The sequence below is a fragment of the Acidithrix ferrooxidans genome (assembly GCF_000949295.1).
Taxonomy (GTDB): Bacteria; Actinomycetota; Acidimicrobiia; order Acidimicrobiales; family Acidimicrobiaceae; genus Acidithrix; species Acidithrix ferrooxidans.
Window position 1 is genome coordinate 1 of record NZ_JXYS01000074.1, and the last position, 15,510, is coordinate 15,510.

At 47.6% G+C, this 15,510-nt stretch carries 15 protein-coding genes and 1 pseudogene; 13 read left to right on the forward strand and 3 right to left on the reverse strand.

Features of this window, described 5'->3' with window-relative positions; all coding sequences use genetic code 11:
• From AXFE_RS11260 to AXFE_RS20460, 4 genes and pseudogenes are all read left to right on the forward strand, one after another.
• A partial coding sequence (locus tag AXFE_RS11260) for an IS630 family transposase (RefSeq protein ID WP_082058695.1) occupies positions 1-897 on the forward strand: 897 nt, incomplete at its 5' end.
• A 27-nt stretch (positions 898-924) separates the two neighbouring features.
• Positions 925-1,215, forward strand: a pseudogene (locus AXFE_RS11265) (recombinase family protein); the annotation flags it as partial.
• A complete protein-coding gene (locus AXFE_RS20455) occupies positions 1,205-1,861 on the forward strand; it encodes a DNA polymerase III subunit delta (protein ID WP_200891158.1) in 657 nt (218 codons plus the stop codon). The pseudogene AXFE_RS11265 and the gene AXFE_RS20455, both read left to right, overlap by 11 nt.
• A 49-nt stretch (positions 1,862-1,910) precedes the next feature.
• Entirely contained in the window at positions 1,911-2,534 is a 624-nt protein-coding gene (locus tag AXFE_RS20460) for a zinc ribbon domain-containing protein (protein WP_235347776.1), read from the forward strand.
• A 308-nt stretch (positions 2,535-2,842) separates the two neighbouring features.
• Here AXFE_RS20460 and AXFE_RS11275 read toward each other — a convergent pair whose 3' ends face one another.
• Positions 2,843-3,628: a tyrosine-protein phosphatase gene (locus AXFE_RS11275; RefSeq protein ID WP_052605961.1), complete on the reverse strand. Its 786-nt coding sequence runs from the start codon at positions 3,626-3,628 to the stop codon at positions 2,843-2,845.
• A gap of 248 nt (positions 3,629-3,876) precedes the next feature.
• Here AXFE_RS11275 and AXFE_RS11280 point away from each other — a divergent pair, with 248 nt between their 5' ends.
• From AXFE_RS11280 to AXFE_RS11320, 9 genes are all read left to right on the forward strand, one after another.
• Entirely contained in the window at positions 3,877-5,295 is a 1,419-nt protein-coding gene (locus AXFE_RS11280; RefSeq protein WP_052605962.1) for a hypothetical protein, read from the forward strand.
• Positions 5,292-6,059 (forward strand): prepilin peptidase, encoded by a 768-nt coding sequence (locus tag AXFE_RS11285; protein ID WP_082058696.1) that lies wholly within the window; start codon positions 5,292-5,294, stop codon positions 6,057-6,059. The genes AXFE_RS11280 and AXFE_RS11285 overlap by 4 nt, the downstream gene beginning before the upstream one ends.
• 754 nt (positions 6,060-6,813) lie before the next feature.
• Complete coding sequence (locus tag AXFE_RS11290; RefSeq protein WP_052605963.1) at positions 6,814-6,993, forward strand: helix-turn-helix domain-containing protein; 180 nt, start codon at positions 6,814-6,816, stop codon at positions 6,991-6,993.
• Positions 6,990-8,903 carry a pilus assembly protein PilM gene (gene pilM, locus AXFE_RS11295; RefSeq protein WP_052605964.1) on the forward strand — a complete coding sequence of 638 codons (1,914 nt, stop codon included), beginning with the start codon at positions 6,990-6,992 and terminating at the stop codon, positions 8,901-8,903. The genes AXFE_RS11290 and pilM overlap by 4 nt, the downstream gene beginning before the upstream one ends.
• On the forward strand, positions 8,903-9,628 hold the full coding sequence (locus AXFE_RS11300) for a type IV pilus inner membrane component PilO (RefSeq protein WP_052605965.1): 726 nt from the start codon (positions 8,903-8,905) through the stop codon (positions 9,626-9,628). Before pilM ends, AXFE_RS11300 begins: the two co-directional genes overlap by 1 nt.
• A 13-nt stretch (positions 9,629-9,641) precedes the next feature.
• Entirely contained in the window at positions 9,642-10,259 is a 618-nt protein-coding gene (locus AXFE_RS11305) for a hypothetical protein (protein ID WP_052605966.1), read from the forward strand.
• A gap of 110 nt (positions 10,260-10,369) precedes the next feature.
• Positions 10,370-11,557 carry a chorismate synthase gene (aroC, locus tag AXFE_RS11310; RefSeq protein ID WP_052606007.1) on the forward strand — a complete coding sequence of 396 codons (1,188 nt, stop codon included), beginning with the start codon at positions 10,370-10,372 and terminating at the stop codon, positions 11,555-11,557.
• Between the two features lie 337 nt (positions 11,558-11,894).
• Positions 11,895-12,932: a 3-dehydroquinate synthase gene (locus AXFE_RS11315; RefSeq protein WP_052605967.1), complete on the forward strand. Its 1,038-nt coding sequence runs from the start codon at positions 11,895-11,897 to the stop codon at positions 12,930-12,932.
• 534 nt (positions 12,933-13,466) lie between these two features.
• Positions 13,467-14,105 carry a hypothetical protein gene (locus tag AXFE_RS11320; RefSeq protein ID WP_152626047.1) on the forward strand — a complete coding sequence of 213 codons (639 nt, stop codon included), beginning with the start codon at positions 13,467-13,469 and terminating at the stop codon, positions 14,103-14,105.
• Between the two features lie 182 nt (positions 14,106-14,287).
• On the opposite strand, the gene nusB is transcribed toward AXFE_RS11320, so the two are convergent.
• A complete protein-coding gene (gene nusB / locus AXFE_RS11325) occupies positions 14,288-14,764 on the reverse strand; it encodes a transcription antitermination factor NusB (RefSeq protein WP_052605969.1) in 477 nt (158 codons plus the stop codon).
• Entirely contained in the window at positions 14,761-15,327 is a 567-nt protein-coding gene (efp, locus tag AXFE_RS11330) for an elongation factor P (protein WP_052605970.1), read from the reverse strand. The genes nusB and efp overlap by 4 nt, the downstream gene beginning before the upstream one ends.
• Positions 15,328-15,510 lie beyond the last annotated feature (183 nt).

Below are 15,510 nucleotides of genomic sequence, written 5' to 3' on the forward strand. Positions count from 1 at the left end.
TCTACAGAGACGNTATGCAAATGGAAGCGGCGTTTTATCAACTACGGAGTGGAACTTCTCGATGACGCACCGAGAAGTGGAAAACCGAGAAGCATTGATGACGAAAAGATCGCCGAGATTCTAAGGATCACTTTGGAAGAAGAGCCCCCGCTTGCTACCCAGTGGTCGACGTCTTCAATGTCCAAGCGGATCGGGGTATCACCAGCGAGCATCTCACGTATCTGGAGAACCTTTGGCCTCAAGCCCCATGTCTTGGGATACTTCAACATCAGTACCGATCCGGCCTTTACCGAAAAGGTCCGCGACATAACTGGGATCTATCTCAATCCCCCTGATGCTGCACTGGTACTATGTATTGACGAAAAGACACAGATCCAGGCGTTGGATAGAACCCAGCCACTGCTTCCCATGAGACCTTTTGTTCCAGAGCGGCAAACACATGACTACAAACGCAACGGCACAACAAATCTCTTTGCAGCACTTGATGTTGCCTCTGGCAAGGTGATCACCAACACCACAAAGGCTCATCGGGCGATCGAGTTCATAGCCTTTTTGGATCAGGTGAAAAAAGAAGTTCCAAAAGAACTCGAAGTCCACGTCATCCTGGACAATTATGCAACGCATAAAACCGATGCTGTACGGGCCTGGCTCATAAAAAACCCGAGATTCCACTTCCATTTTACACCCACCTACTCCTCGTGGATGAACCTGGTTGAGAGATGGTTTTCGGAACTGACTACCAAAATGCTCCACACATCCACCCATAAGTCAGAAAAGCAACTCGTTGCTTCGATCAACACCTGGGCAGAGCGCTGGAACCAAGACCCAACACCATTTAGGTGGGTAAAGACAGCTGACGAGATATTCGCATCGATGGCAAAGTATCTGGGGAACTAGAACTCATGGAACTTATGAGAGGGGACACTAGCGCTTATGGATCGTATACAGCACGGAGAGATTGAACGATTAATAATCGCTCATAAAGACAGACTCGTTAGGTTTGGATTCGATCTTATCGCCCACATAGCTGAAGAATCGGGATGCGAGATAGTAGTAGTCAATCAACCATCGTGTTCACCAGAACAGGAGATGGTCGAAGATATGCTCGCTATCGTCCATGTGTTTGGTCATCGGATTGACGGCATGAGAAGATACGAGCAGGAATTGAAGACTGAGTATCCAGGGCATAAGATCCAGGTACTCAGTGACAACTAGCACTCGTATCATCTACGCCGACACACCCAAAGAGCTACTGCCGATAGCTAAGGCCGTTGGCTACATAAGAGCGGACATCTGGCGAAGATACGGTGGACGAAAGACGGTTGGCAAAAGCTCTAACGATATTCGTAATGAAATCAGCAGTCTCGCCCTCTATTTTAACTTGCCAATAGATGGCACCATCCCTAACGAGAGCACGAAAGATATTGTTAATGATGTCTTCCTTTATCGAGCTGCCGCTCGCAAGCAGGTACGTAGGGCTATCTATGCCCGAGCCAAAGACGACAAAGAAGAACTCGCTCGCCTCTACACACTCTTGCAGGGCGAGTGGACCAAAGACAACTTCCGACACCGCCAGATGCGAAAGCATTTCAAGCACGGACATTCCAAGGTCAACAACCAATTCGTAGTCCGTTCAGACAGACACCATACCGAGATTGTTGATGGCAAAGTCGTCGTGGTCATCAACATCGCAGCCAAATACGGACAACCCATCCGTCTAGTCACAACTACCAATGGCAAGAATGTTGATCTTATCTTGCAAGAACCTCAGGATCATAGTCAAGGACGACGTTATCGAGATCCATTACGCATTCAAGAAACCACCAGGCCGCCCAGTCGGGGCCGATGTTATCGCCGTTGACAAAGGATACACCGAAGCGTTCGTGGACTCAGATGGAGACACGCACGGCATGGGGCTTGGCAAAATCATGACCGAGTACAGTGGCAAGGCTAGTAAAACCGCCAAGGCTCGCAACAAGCTACACGCCCTAGAAAAAAAGCACAGAGAAGCCGGACACACAGCTAAGGCTGACCGTATCAAGACCAACAACCTTGGGACAAAGAAGATCAACGCTCGCAAGAATAAGGCACAGAAACGAATCAGGAACATTGCTTTCAAGGCAGCCCATTCGGTAGTAGACAAGGCCAGCCTCGTTATCTCCGAAGACCTAAGCCGTCCTATCGCCAAGAAGAAGCCCCAGAAGAAGTACAACAGGAAAATGTCAGCATGGGCCAAAGGCACACTAGCAGAAGCCCTTGAATCTACAACACAACAGGCTAAAGCGAGAAATGTTCTCGTGAATGCGGCCTATACATCGCAAATGGACTCCAACACACATCTACTGGAAGGTAAGCGTGTGGGGGATAAGTTTCACTGTGCAAACGGGGATGTTCTCCAGGCTGATTTCAACGCTGCTTTGAACCTGCGACATAGATACTTCGACCATGAGATAACTCTCTATACCCCTCATAGGGAAGTTCGACGTATCTTACTAGCTCGTTCATCCGGCGCAACGATGCGTCAAGGGGCATGAGTTGCAAGAGACCCAAATCTCTTATCAACCATGTGCGGATAAGCCCAACGGCTTTGAGCAATTATGCTCAGGTTTTTGGGAGCAGTTGATGATTTACAGACTTCAAATGTGACCTCGGTTGGATTATCTTTTGGATTGCCTTTGCTTTGAGGCACTATGCGGCTATACCTTCTTTGTTTCGCCTCTCGGGGTACATTTGAGGTTCCGAATTAGAGGCGAAACAATTGGCCACATATAGATAAGAATGAGACAGCTAAGCACATTTATTTGTGGAAGTAACGAATGCATTAGCTATGACTTGGCTGAGGTTAAATAATCATTGAGGCTTTGAAGGTCGCTAGGTCGGATTCCAAGACGCCAATCGAGGTCAGATACTTATGGGTGCTACCGTATTTTTGGTCTATCCATGCCAAAACGCGTTCCATGTCTTCACCTTTTGCACCCATGACAACTTGTGGTAAAGCTCTAATTTGCTTGGCCACATCTGGTAGCTGGAGGTCGAGCCAGCCAAGCATTTCCTCAACAGCCTTTTGTGTCAGTGCATAATCTTCGACGATGGATTGTCGTTCTACGTCGAGGCCGCTTAAACATAGAGCGGCGATTAGTCCTGTTCGATCCTTCCCTACGGCACAGTGAAAGACCGCGGGTCGACTAGGAGCGGCGGCCAGCGTTGTGATTACCTGGGCGATCCCGGAGGATCCTTCGGTCAATATTTGCGTATATCGCTCAAAGATATAGTTCAGAGCGCCATCGCCAGCAGCTAGGGAGTAATCTGCCGAGATGTCGATCAAAGACCTCTGTAGGTAATTGAGACTGTACTTATCGAGGGGAAACCTTCCCCTCGCAGTCGCCTCTTGGGGGGTTCGAAGGTCGATTACCGTCTTTATCCCTATTTGATCAAATAATGAAATGTCTGAATCACTAAGGCGAAAGAGGTCGTCGGATCGAAATAGCTTCCTCCATGCTACAGTGCCTCCATTTTGGGTTTTGTAGCCTCCTAGGTCGCGGAAGTTGAATGCACCATCCATTTTTATGTGGCGATTCGGTTGTGGATCGCCTTGTTGGCCTTTGGACTTATCTTGTGTTGTTGACATTTTGGTAGGTGCTCCGTTTCGATTTATCGCTTTTTATTAACCTCTAAGTTATATTGCTCTATCGGATTGCATAACGCTCAGGGTTCTTAAATGAATGACGGTCGTGATCTATTTTGATTCAGGTGGCCCAGGTGGCTCTCTAGGGGGCGATTTATTCTGAAGGGTGATTTAGTGACCGAGAGGTGTCGGTCATAGCTCGATGGCGCTTTTATGTACAGGAAACTTCTTTTTGTACCGATAAATACAGAGTGAAGAACGAATCGGAGACCTTGGCAGTAGTTGTTGGGAGATCTAGAGTTACCTCAAAGAGGTGGTTCTATCCGCTCTTTTTGTATCTCTTATTTGTCTCGCTGGCACTTTGTGCCACTTTTTTTTACGCTGAACTCTTCTTCGGCAAGAGAAGTTGGATCTATTCGGGGGATTTATTCGCCACTCTGAGGGATTCTCATATGATCCTCTGGGGGGGATATGGGATAATGTACTCGTCCCACAATGGCCTTATAGCGCCACCGTTGGGTCCACTTTCCCTCACGCCTCTAGCTGAATTTCTGAGCCTATTGCATCTCGTAGAGCCCTATCCATACCCGACACATCACCCCGTGGCATGGATATATTCGATCTTTTATCTAGGTTTATTTCTCGCCTTTTGGGCTTATTGCGCTCAGAGGTTCATTGAGCACATCTTTCCTGAAAGAAAAGCCAAGGTTTCATATATCTTAGGTGCATGTGCGGTTGGTGCTTATCTGCTTTTCCCGTGGGGTCACCCTGAGGATCTAGCAGCACTGTCCTTTGGCATTTTGGCAGTAGTGGAAGTTAAAGAAGGTAGAAGGGTAAAGGCCTCCTATTTGGCTGGTATCTCCCTGGGTTTCCAGCCTCTCACCTTGTTTCTACTTCTGCCTATATTTATTGCCAAGACGCCAAAGTTCAAGCAACTGCTTGGAAGTTTGGCGCGAATGGCGGGTGTTCCTTTTTTTCTGTTTTTGCCAGCAGTTATCGCCGCTCCGTTTCAGAGCTTGAAATCCATTCTCAATCAACCGAACTTTCCGGCGGTCGATCATCTGACATTGATTGGACTGATCGGGTCAATTCATTCAAAGGCGCTCTCGGCTGGTCCGTTTCGCTTGGCCGCTTTGGTGCTCGTTGTGCTTATTTCATTTCAACTTCGGAGCCGATTGCTAAAGAGGGAGATGCAATGGAGCGAGCTTGTTACAATTGCTACGCTTTGCCTGAGCTTGAGAGTCTTCTTTGAACCTGTGATGGTTCCGTATTATCTAGCACCATCGTTGGCATTGATTATTCTGTGTACGGCAGGAATTGAAGACTATCGTTTTTGGGTGGTTGGATCATTGGTATTGGCATCGGTCATTGCATTCTACTTTTCTGCTCAAAAGTTTTCCCCGCTGGTCTATAGCTCGATACTTGATTTTTCAATGGTTGCGGTCTTTCTTGCCGCCGTATCTTGGCAGTTGTATGGCACCACCGCTATTCATAGTCCAACTCCGATGAAGCTATATATCGTCGAGGATGAAACCACAGCGCCAACTTCGATGGCTCGACGATCGACGTTAGCTAAGATTTTTGATTCCTCGGAGAGCCGCGGACGTTTTGGATTGAGTAAAGAAGCTACTCGGCGCCTGCGTCAATCACAAAGAGATCTACCAAGGTGACACCAAACGGGATTTTCGTAGCCCTATTCGCGGTTGTCGGTCTAGCAGTGGGCTCGTTTTTGAATGTGGTCATATGGAGGGTTCCAAGAGGTGAATCTATCGTATTGCCACCGTCACACTGTACCTCATGCGGGTATAGATTGCGAACTGTTGACAACCTGCCGATAGCTTCTTTTTTGGCGTTAAGGGGGCGATGTCATAGCTGCGGCTCAAAGATATCTGTTAGGTACCCTTTGGTGGAACTTTCCACCGGAGCCCTGTTTGGTCTTGTCGCAGCCCTCTTTGGAAGGACCTTCGTCGCTCCGCAGCTAGCCCTTTTTAGCGCGAGTTTAGTTTGCCTTGCCCTTATTGATATAGAGACACGAAAGCTTCCCCGCAAGATCATCTATCCCAGCGCCTTGGTGACATTTCTTCTGATTGTGGCCTACTGCATTGAGATGGGGTCGTTTCACTACTTGGTCTCTTCGATCGAAGGATTTGGTATTGACATAGGTATCTTTGGATTGATCTTTTTGTTGCGACCCAGTTCGATTGGCTTTGGAGACGTTAGACTGGCCGGCTTTATCGGCCTGAACCTGGGTGTTTTGGGGCTGAATCCCACGATCAATTTCCTCTACGGTGCCTTCGGATTTGGATCAATCTTTGGAATTGGCTATATATTGCTTGTCTCTAGATCCGTTAAATCCTCAATTCCCTTTGGTCCATTTATGGCACTCTCGGCACTGACGTCGATGGTTATTGGAAATAGTTTTCGTATATTTTAGGATATGGCGGTTTTCGTCTTGGTGAAGGTCTATTCGCTCGAACCAGGCGTAGTCTTTCCTAATCGATCTCCTGGATGGATCTAACAGGCCCTTTGCAGGGGACTAACGTGTTAGAGCGTTACTATGGGACTCCCAGTTGTGTCTATGAGTGGGTTCCACCTCTTTGTGGTGCAGCAGCCGTATTTTTTTATGTTGTTTTGCCCAAGACTTTGTTTTTTAGGTTGATTAATTAGAAATTTTAGTTCAATTTTGATTCAGTTATTTGGATATTTTTGAGGTTATTAATTTCAATATCGAAGAGTAAAATGTAACTTTTATGATGAATATCTCGTTAGTATGGCCTAATTCGATAGCTCATCGGCCCATAGTATTTTGGATGGCTTAGATTATACGATTTGTTCTAGCTGGCTTTATTCGTTAGTGACTCATGGTGACGTCGACCTTGGGTCGATCTCTATTTCTGATTTAATTGGATCAATTTATTTCGGATCGATTCTTCAAAGATGCTCTAGAGCGATAATTTTTATAAACTAAATTACATTGATGTAATTATACATCGGTAATTATTTTTCTGTAATTTCATCATTAATCGTCAACTTGGGCAAGATGTTGCCGATATTCTTATTGTTGTCAATGTTGAAGATGTTGAATAAGTAGATGATGCGGCGGAAGTTGGGACACTGCATGACATTGCGTTATGGTGACTATTTCTTGAATGTTGATTCGTTAGTTTTGCCCTAAGAGGGGTGCCTTAATGTTTGAAGACGAATTGATGCGAGTACGCGAAGTTGCGGACGTGATGAAGGTGTCCACTACGACCGTCTATCGGTTGATAGCGACGTCGGAGTTGCCAGCTACACGGGTTGGAAAGGCTTGGCGGATCCGTAGGGGAGATGTCGAGAGCTATCTCAAGCGCGGAGGATATATCAGTTGAAACGAGTTGCTGGTGTTGACATTGGCTCTTTTGCTATCAAAGCCGTAGAGATCGAATACGACAGCAAGAGCCTGCCAAGGATTTCCAATTTTGGCCTTGTGACTCTTCCTAACGGTGCGGTAGTAGGTGGAGAGATTCGCGATGCAGCAGCGGTAACTGCTTCGATCAAGAGACTTTGGAACCAGGGTAAATTTAGCTCTACCGAAGTCGTCGTAGGTGCATCGGGATCACGCGTATTTATTCGCGATTTAGAGCTGCCCAAGATGACAGAGCAAGAGTTAAAAGGGGCCATGACGATCGAGGCAGCACAGTTTTTGCCTGGTGATATCAACGAATATCGAGTCGACTATGAGTCCAATTTTCAGATGAAGCGGGTCCCCCGAGGTAACTTGGACTATATGCACTTGGTCGCCGGCGATGTGGAGGTGCTTTCTGAATACGAAGTTGCAGTTGCAGCGGCAAATCTGCGGTTGGCGGCTATCGATTCATCATTCATAGCACTCTTTCGCACGGTGAGCCTTCTAGATGAGATTGCCTCAGGTAGCTCTGTTTCAGAACTGTTGAAATCCTCGAGCAAAGTGGTTCGCTTTCCAAAGATCAATAGGGTCAAGGCGGACAAAGGCGATGGTTTACTCGAAGCAAATGACTCTTCGGACCTTGAATCCAAGGGTGATTCCACAGATCTTTTAGATGCTCTTGCGGATCCAATGCGGGGTCGGTCGAGCCAGGTGATCGTAATCGTAGTTGTTGGGGCGGATAAGGTGAGCGTTGGTATCGCCGAAGATGGGATGCTGACTGTTGCGAGATCGTTAGACGACATAGGCGGGGATCTTGTTACTAAATCGATAGCTCGAGAGTTTTCGGTGGATTTGGCAACAGCTGAGGCGATCAAGAGATCCTTGGGAGCATTTTCTGATGTATATGAAGAGATTGATGCAGATATTGACCCGAAGCGTCTTCGTACGGTTGTTCGCAACGGCATTGATGAGATCACTGAAGCCATAACCACAACACTTAGCTCTTACCTATTTCAGAGAGAAGAGGATGCTAACGTCCGTGTCTTGGTAGGAGGGGGAGGATCTCTAACTGCTGGCTTTTACGAGGCGCTTCGCCAAAGCTTGTCTCCAGAGATTGAATTGGCCCGATTGGATATGTTCGAGTCGATTGAACTCGATGTACCTGACCTCTCGAGCGCCGACAAAGATCGAATAGCCAGTGTAATGCCTGAAGCATTGGCGCTGGCGCTTAGTCGTTGGATCGGTTCAGGTCCGAGACACGTCGTAAACCTTCTAAGTGGTGATGCGGCTCTACAGCGCCAAATTAGAAGTGCGAGCCTATATTCTGGTGCTGCAGTAGTGGTGATAATCGCTGGACTCGCCGGCCTCTATCTCCTTCATAATAATGAATTGACAAATATCAACTCCCAGATATCTCAGTCTGACCTTCAGATAACTCTTGATGCGGCACAGATAGCTCAATTGAGTCCGGTTGCAGGGGTGAGGACGACCCTAACGAATGCAGAAAATCAAGTTCGAGCCGTCCTTACCAATGATGTGAATTGGTCGGTTCTGATTACGAAGCTGAATTCCGCGACTCCTAATGACGTGTGGTGGACTAATTTTTCGGGGATATCCTCGAGTGGATCCGGGCCTGCTACAGTTAGCTTTGGCGCTATGGGGTGTTCTCAACAGTCGCCTTCTCACTGGATCAATGGTATCGGGAGCCTCTCTAGCATCCTTGATCCTTGGGTATCGTCTTCCACGACAGATTCAGGTAAGTCATGTACAAATGCTCCAGTTGTAAATGGAGCGAGTGCAAATATCGTCACCTTTAGCTCGACTGCGACATTGGCACCGAATCCTACGCCTAGTCGCTTTCAGTCCTATCTCATTGGTGGGGGGATCTCATAATGATGAAAAACGAAAAGAGTAGGCGCATCGTCATTGTCGCAACCCTGGTTGGGCTGATCTTGATAGTAAGCTTCTACTTTTTGATATGGCAACCTAAAAGTAAAGCTATTGAGGCGGCTAATGTAACACTCTTATCGAATCAATCGCAGCTATCTTCGATGCAGAGCCAGATCTCGACCTTGAAGGCATTCAAAAAGGAACTCCCAGCTGCGCAAAACGAATTGAAAACTCTCGCATTGGCGATTCCGGTCTACCCCGATTTAGCAAATTTTCTTCTTTCTTTGAATACGATATCGGGGATGAGCGGTATTACCTTTATGTCGGTAACGCCATCGCAGCCTCAAGCGAGTGCTTCGACTCAAGGTTCCACATCCCAAGGGGCCGCCAATTTGCCAGCGGTGACAGCGGGAATTCAGATTCAGGGTGGTTACTTTCAGGTTCTTGACTTTCTGAACCGCCTAAATCAACTCTCGCGCTTAGTAATAGTGAATTCGGTAAACCTCTCAGCGACAGGGGGTTCTGGCGGTAGCTCTACGGCTTCTCCGTCTCAATCGGCGGGGGCTGAGCTTTCAGCAAATATCAGAATCACGATCTATTCCCAGCAAATACCACCTGGAGTTCCGGGACAGGCGTCAACATCCTCTGGTGCAACCATAAAGGTGGCGCCCCCAACTAGTCCTAGCGTTTCGTCGGGTACCTCGACTACGACCAGCGCTGTCGGATAGCCAAGGAGGCAAAATGGCTAACCCTATAGAAGATCTGTTATCGAAACTTAAAGGAGGCGGCGCTTCGAGTCGTCGAACTTTGCTCATCGGGGCTTTGGCTCTAGTGGTCATATTGATTGGGGTTGGTGGTTATCTTTACGTAAAGGGTAACGCGTCATCTTCGCCAAGTACCTTATCCACTCCATCTCTTCCGACGGTGACATCATCAACTACCACTTCAACCACCTTGCCAGGCGTGACCACGACAATTTTGAACTACGGAAACAAAGATCCATTTGTTCCTTTGGTTGCTAGCACGACAACGACCGCCGCATCGTCGCCTACTACTTCGGCTACAGGATCTACAACCACATTGGCGGGAGGTTCCACCTCTACGACGTTGGTGTCATTGACGACGACAACGACGGGGTCGCCTAGCCAAATTGCATTGATATCGGTGTCGCCGGTTGGACAACCCGCTGTTGCTCAAGTCTCTGTGAACGGGACAGTATATTCAGGGATCACCCCCGGCCAAACTGTTGGCGTAAGCTACGTGTTGACTTCGATAGATCAAACGACGGGTTGTGCTACCTTTAGCAATGGTGGAGCAAATCCATTCGAGCTTTGTCTCAACCAAGCGATAGTTAAATAATAGGCAAATAAGAGCTGTGGCGACTTCTCTAGATGAACCTTGAAGTCGCTCGTCGGCGATATCCGCTAAGAGGAAATACCTTTGGCGCCAGACAAGCTAGATTGTTGACCATGATTCGATTTCTAACTGCAGGTGAGTCCCATGGACAGGGTTTGGTGGTTGTGCTTGAAGGTGTTCCTGCGGGCCTTGCGATAAGTGAAGCAGAGATTCAAGGCGAGCTTGGAAGAAGGCGCTTGGGTTTTGGCCGTGGTCCTCGAATGCGTTTTGAAAAAGACGAGTTGACGCTTCTTGGTGGAATTCGACATGGACGTACCCTTGGTTCTCCGATTGCCATTGAGATCCACAACAGTGAATGGCCCAAATGGCAAGAGGAGATGTCTCCAAGCCTTGGAGCGACTACGAAGCCGCTTTCTACGCCAAGACCAGGTCACGCAGATTTGACTGGTATGCTCAAGTACGGCTTTGACGACGCTCGCGACGTGCTGGAACGTGCTAGTGCTCGCGAGACGGCTGCGAGGGTCGTTGCTGGTGCTATAGCTAAGAAAATGTTGGCTGAGATTGGCGTAAGCATCCTATCTCATGTAATTTCTCTGGGCCAAGTATCGCTTTTAGTTGAAGAACTTCCACAACCCAAGGATTTAGCCGAGATCGACGCCTCGGAGATCAGGTGTTTTGATAGGTCTAAAGAAGAGCTTATGATCGCAGAGATCAAAGCTGCCGCCAAAGTAGGAGATTCTTTGGGCGGTGCCGCTCAGGTTGTAGCATGGGGTGTTCCCGTTGGTCTTGGCTCTCATGTGCATTGGGATAGACGAATTGATGGATTGCTAGCCCATGCGTTAATGAGCATTCAGGCGATAAAAGCCGTCGAAATCGGAGATGGAATCGAGGTCTCCTCCAAACTGGGCTCCCAAGCCCATGACGCTGTTTTTTGGGATAGTCAAGAGAATTCATACTACCGAACTACCGATCGCGCTGGCGGTGTCGAAGGTGGCATGACCACTGGAGCACCTTTGATCATGACTGCTTATATGAAGCCTCTCGCAACCCTGAATCGTCCGGTTTTAGAGACTGTCGATGTGGCCACCAAGCAAGCCACGGTCTCTTTCAAGGAACGAACTGACGTCACGGCAGTCCCTGCAATGGGCGTAGTAGCTGAGACGATGGTCGCATTGGTCTTGCTCGATGAGGCAGTGCGAAAGTTTGGTGGAGACTCGGTCTCAGAGTTTGTGCGAAACTATAGCAGCTATGTCCAGGCGTTAGGGAATACTGATTCCAAGTCTCAAGGAACTCATCTGTAATAGATGAGCCTTTGGTCGTAGCTTTTGAGGCAGTGCCAACCTAATGTAGGTTTAATCCGTCGATTTCGACACTAACTTCTTCGACTTGGTTGGCAGCTATCGCCAAGGTGCGCCTTGGATCTCTAAGCATTCAATCTAAAAAGGTTCAATGAGATGTGCGAGGTTGCAATTTGATTTGAAGCGGTAGCTATGGTTGGCGGGATTCTATTTACATTCACCTTGTTATATTCACCATGGGGCGTCTGGCGAGTGTGAACTTGAGCGGCTTAGTTGATCGTTCCGGGTGGCACTTTGACAGCGTGATTTAACAATATCTGTATGGGGAGTATTTTTACACATGAGAGAGACGTACCTCAATCTAGGTGACGATCGTGGCTATCCTATCTTGGTTGGCAACGATCTGTTGGATGAATGGTGGAAGTACTTACCGGAAGACGTTTCCAAGGTAGTAATACTTAGGCAACCTAATATTCCGATGATTCCTGATCCGCCAAATATTGCGTCTTCTACATTTGTCATTGAAGATGGAGAGAATGCAAAGCGGATATCCACTGTCGAGAGGCTACTTGAGGAGATAGCTGCCTTTGGTCTAAGTAGACGAGATTGCATAGTAAACGTAGGTGGTGGAGTCGTGAGTGACCTAGGCGGGTTTGTGGCCTCGATCTACTTTAGAGGTATTCGCTATATAAATATCTCCACTACTCTCCTGGGTCAAATAGATGCTGCAATTGGAGGAAAGACCGGAGTGAACCTTTCAGCTGGAAAGAATCTAGCTGGTAGTTTTTGGCACCCGTCCTCGGTGATCTGTGACGTTTCGACGCTGAAGTCGTTACCTGAGCGTGAATTTCGTTCAGGTTTGGGCGAGATGGCAAAGTATGAATTTTTAGGTGCTGGCAATCTAGATGTTGATGACCTAGAGGCTTCCATCTCGCAGTGCGTCAAGATTAAGGCCGACGTAGTCTCTTTCGATGAGCGTGAAGGTGGTAGAAGGGCCCTCTTGAATTATGGCCACACTATGGCCCATGGCCTAGAGGCGCTCTCCCTGGCGGGGAAGATCTCTCCGTTGATGCATGGCGAAGCGGTAGGAATTGGTCTAATCTTCGCTGGGCACCTAAGTCATATAATGGGTCGAATCTCTTCGGAGATGCTTGATCGTCACTATGAGATAGTCTCTCGCTTTGAACTTTCTACCTCGATTCCAGACAGCGTCGACTTTGACGATGTCATTGGATATCTCGCTCGCGATAAAAAGGCCTATGGTTCGCTAACTTTCGTCTTGATGAATCAAACTGGAGAACTAGAGGTCGTAAATGGCATCCCATCGCAATTGATTGAATCGGCAATTGCCTCTATGGGGTCATATCATCGCAATTGATTGGGTTTTAGATTCAAATTGATTAGTTGATTGACTTAGGTCCTAGCTGCGTGGTCGTACGGGTGGTTTTTACGAGCCGACCAATGTGGCAGATGAGATTCATTGAAGATGACCTAATCGTTTGCGAGATTGCCGTTTGCTAGGCGGCTTTTGGAAAGGTGTATTCCTATGTGTATTTCAAGTGCCGATCGATCGCAGTTGCTGCTTTGGTAATTCGCTAACACCTAATGGCAGTGGTGGCCGATGTGGGTTTTGGATAATTTGTGGCGTGAATATCGGGTTTTGATCGAGACGACCTGTGCTAGTTTCCTGAAACGCCAAGGCGACCCAGGAAATCTTGTCTAATCTAGTGTGGCTGCCTTCGCGAGGTCATGGGATCCACTAAGTTGATGACTTCGATTACTATGGGTAGGAACTTAAAAAAAGATATGAGCAAGTGACCCCAGTTTCCACGCTCGGAAACTGGATAGACAAGAGACATCGATGCTTCGGCTGATTTTAGTCGATCTGCAAGATGGTTTTAAAGGGGTAAAATTGAAGGCAAGTCCAACGGTATTTGAGCCAGGTACGAAACCATGGTACCGAAGAACTTGGGCCATTGCGACTATTGCCATTTTGGCAATCGCGATAGTTGTTGTATCAGACTATCCAAGGTCTGCAACCAAGGCAGATAGGTCTAGTCAGTATCAGATACTTCAAACTACGATGTGGGGCCAGATCCAGTCGTGCAACGCCTCGTTGGCCGACTCGATTATCGCTGTTACTGCGATAATCAACAAGACCAGCAATCAGCTCTCAACTGCCAAGGCGATTGTAAGCAATGCGGAGCCAAACTGTTCGCCGATCGGCAACTCGGATCTGCTTGATCTAGCGTCGACGAGCATACCTAATATTCTGCAAAATTACCATATCAACGTGATAGTAAATTCACTTGGAAGTTGGGCATTCCCAGATGCTGCTCAAATCCTGATCGACTTTAAGGGTATCTTGGTAAATCCTAAAAACACAGCCTTGCTTGCGGATATCGTTAGCCACCAAAAGGCAATGGATCGCCTTGCCGCCAAGGCTCAAGCGACCATGAACCTCGATGCAAAGGAGCTGGGAGTCGCACCAAAGACTCTCGGATTGACCACTATAAAGAACTATCCGTCAGCACTTGTCTCGGTTTCCTAACTTCCATAGTAAAAGTCGTGATTACTAGGTATTGAACCAATAATGACTAGGTGGCCACAGTGTAAAAACAGCCGCCACAGTGTAAAAACAGCCACCACCTCTGATTGAGGTGGTGGCTGTTTTTTCGCCTTTTTTGGAAAGGCTAGATTTTGTCTATTGATATCTACTCGATCGATATCTACTCAATCGATATTTTGGATTGGGTTTGGCTCAAGGTACTGCTTGGCTATATTGGCCAAGATTCCATTTATGAATTTGACCGACTTTGGATCGGCGATAAGTTTGGTTAATTCAACGGCTTCGTTTATGACTACTGCCTTGTTGTTTCTGCCATCGAGAAGTTCAAATATGGCAATCTCTAAGATGCATACCTCAACTAGTGGGAGTCTATCAAATTGCCAATTGGATGAGAGGCGATCGATGATTGCATCAATCGATTGGGCCTCTGCGTCGACACCATCTACAAGATATGCCGTTAGGTCATCAAGCGAGCTCCGCCCTTGCTCTTCGGCGACACTCTTTGGGGTGATCTCTTTGATCTTTGCTTCGTAGATAATCGAAACAGCTCTTTGGCGAGCCTCCCGCCGCGCAAGGCCGACCGATAGGTCGTTAACGCCCTTCTTGGCGGGCGACGATCCAGAACCAGTGGTTTTGCTCATGCTCTGGATATGTATTCACCAGTACGGGTATCGACTGTGATTTTCTCACCTTGCTCGATGAATAGTGGCACCTGGAGAACGAATCCCGTCTCAAGGGTGGCTGGCTTGCGCGCGCCAGAGACTCGATCACCTTGAATTCCAGGTTCAGTATTTGTTACTGTCAGGTTAGCTGAAGCTGACAGTTCAACTCCAACCACTACTTCTTGGTACGAAGACACCGATGCGGTGTCACCTTCTTTTATAAAGCTTGCGGCACTTCCAAGTTCGTCTGGACTTACCGAGATCTGATCGTAGGATGAATTATCCATAAAGACGTAGCTTTCACCATCTCGATAAAGGTATTGCATATCGTGCTTTTCAATTATCGCTTGGTCTACCTTCTCGTCTCCACGGTAGGTTCTATCGATAACAGCCTTTGTCTTTAGGTTTTTAAGTTTCGTCCTTACGAATGCACCGCCCTTACCGGGCTTTACGTGTTGAAATTCGACGATTGCGAAAAGACCATCAGGGAGGTCTAAGGTCATGCCATTTTTAAAGTCGTTAGATGACGTGGGTACGCCCATATTAGCTCCGTTGGTAGTCGGCAAAGTTTTGCCTGAAGTCAAAGATCTCTGAAATATTCTTGTTCAAGCTTAGCTGAGCATCAGTTGTTGTTCGGCTAGGCGACTTTGGCGACTTCGCCAATGTGGTTTATCTTCCACTGGGTCGATGAACCGATGTCCCTGACGAAGCCAAAATGAAGCAGT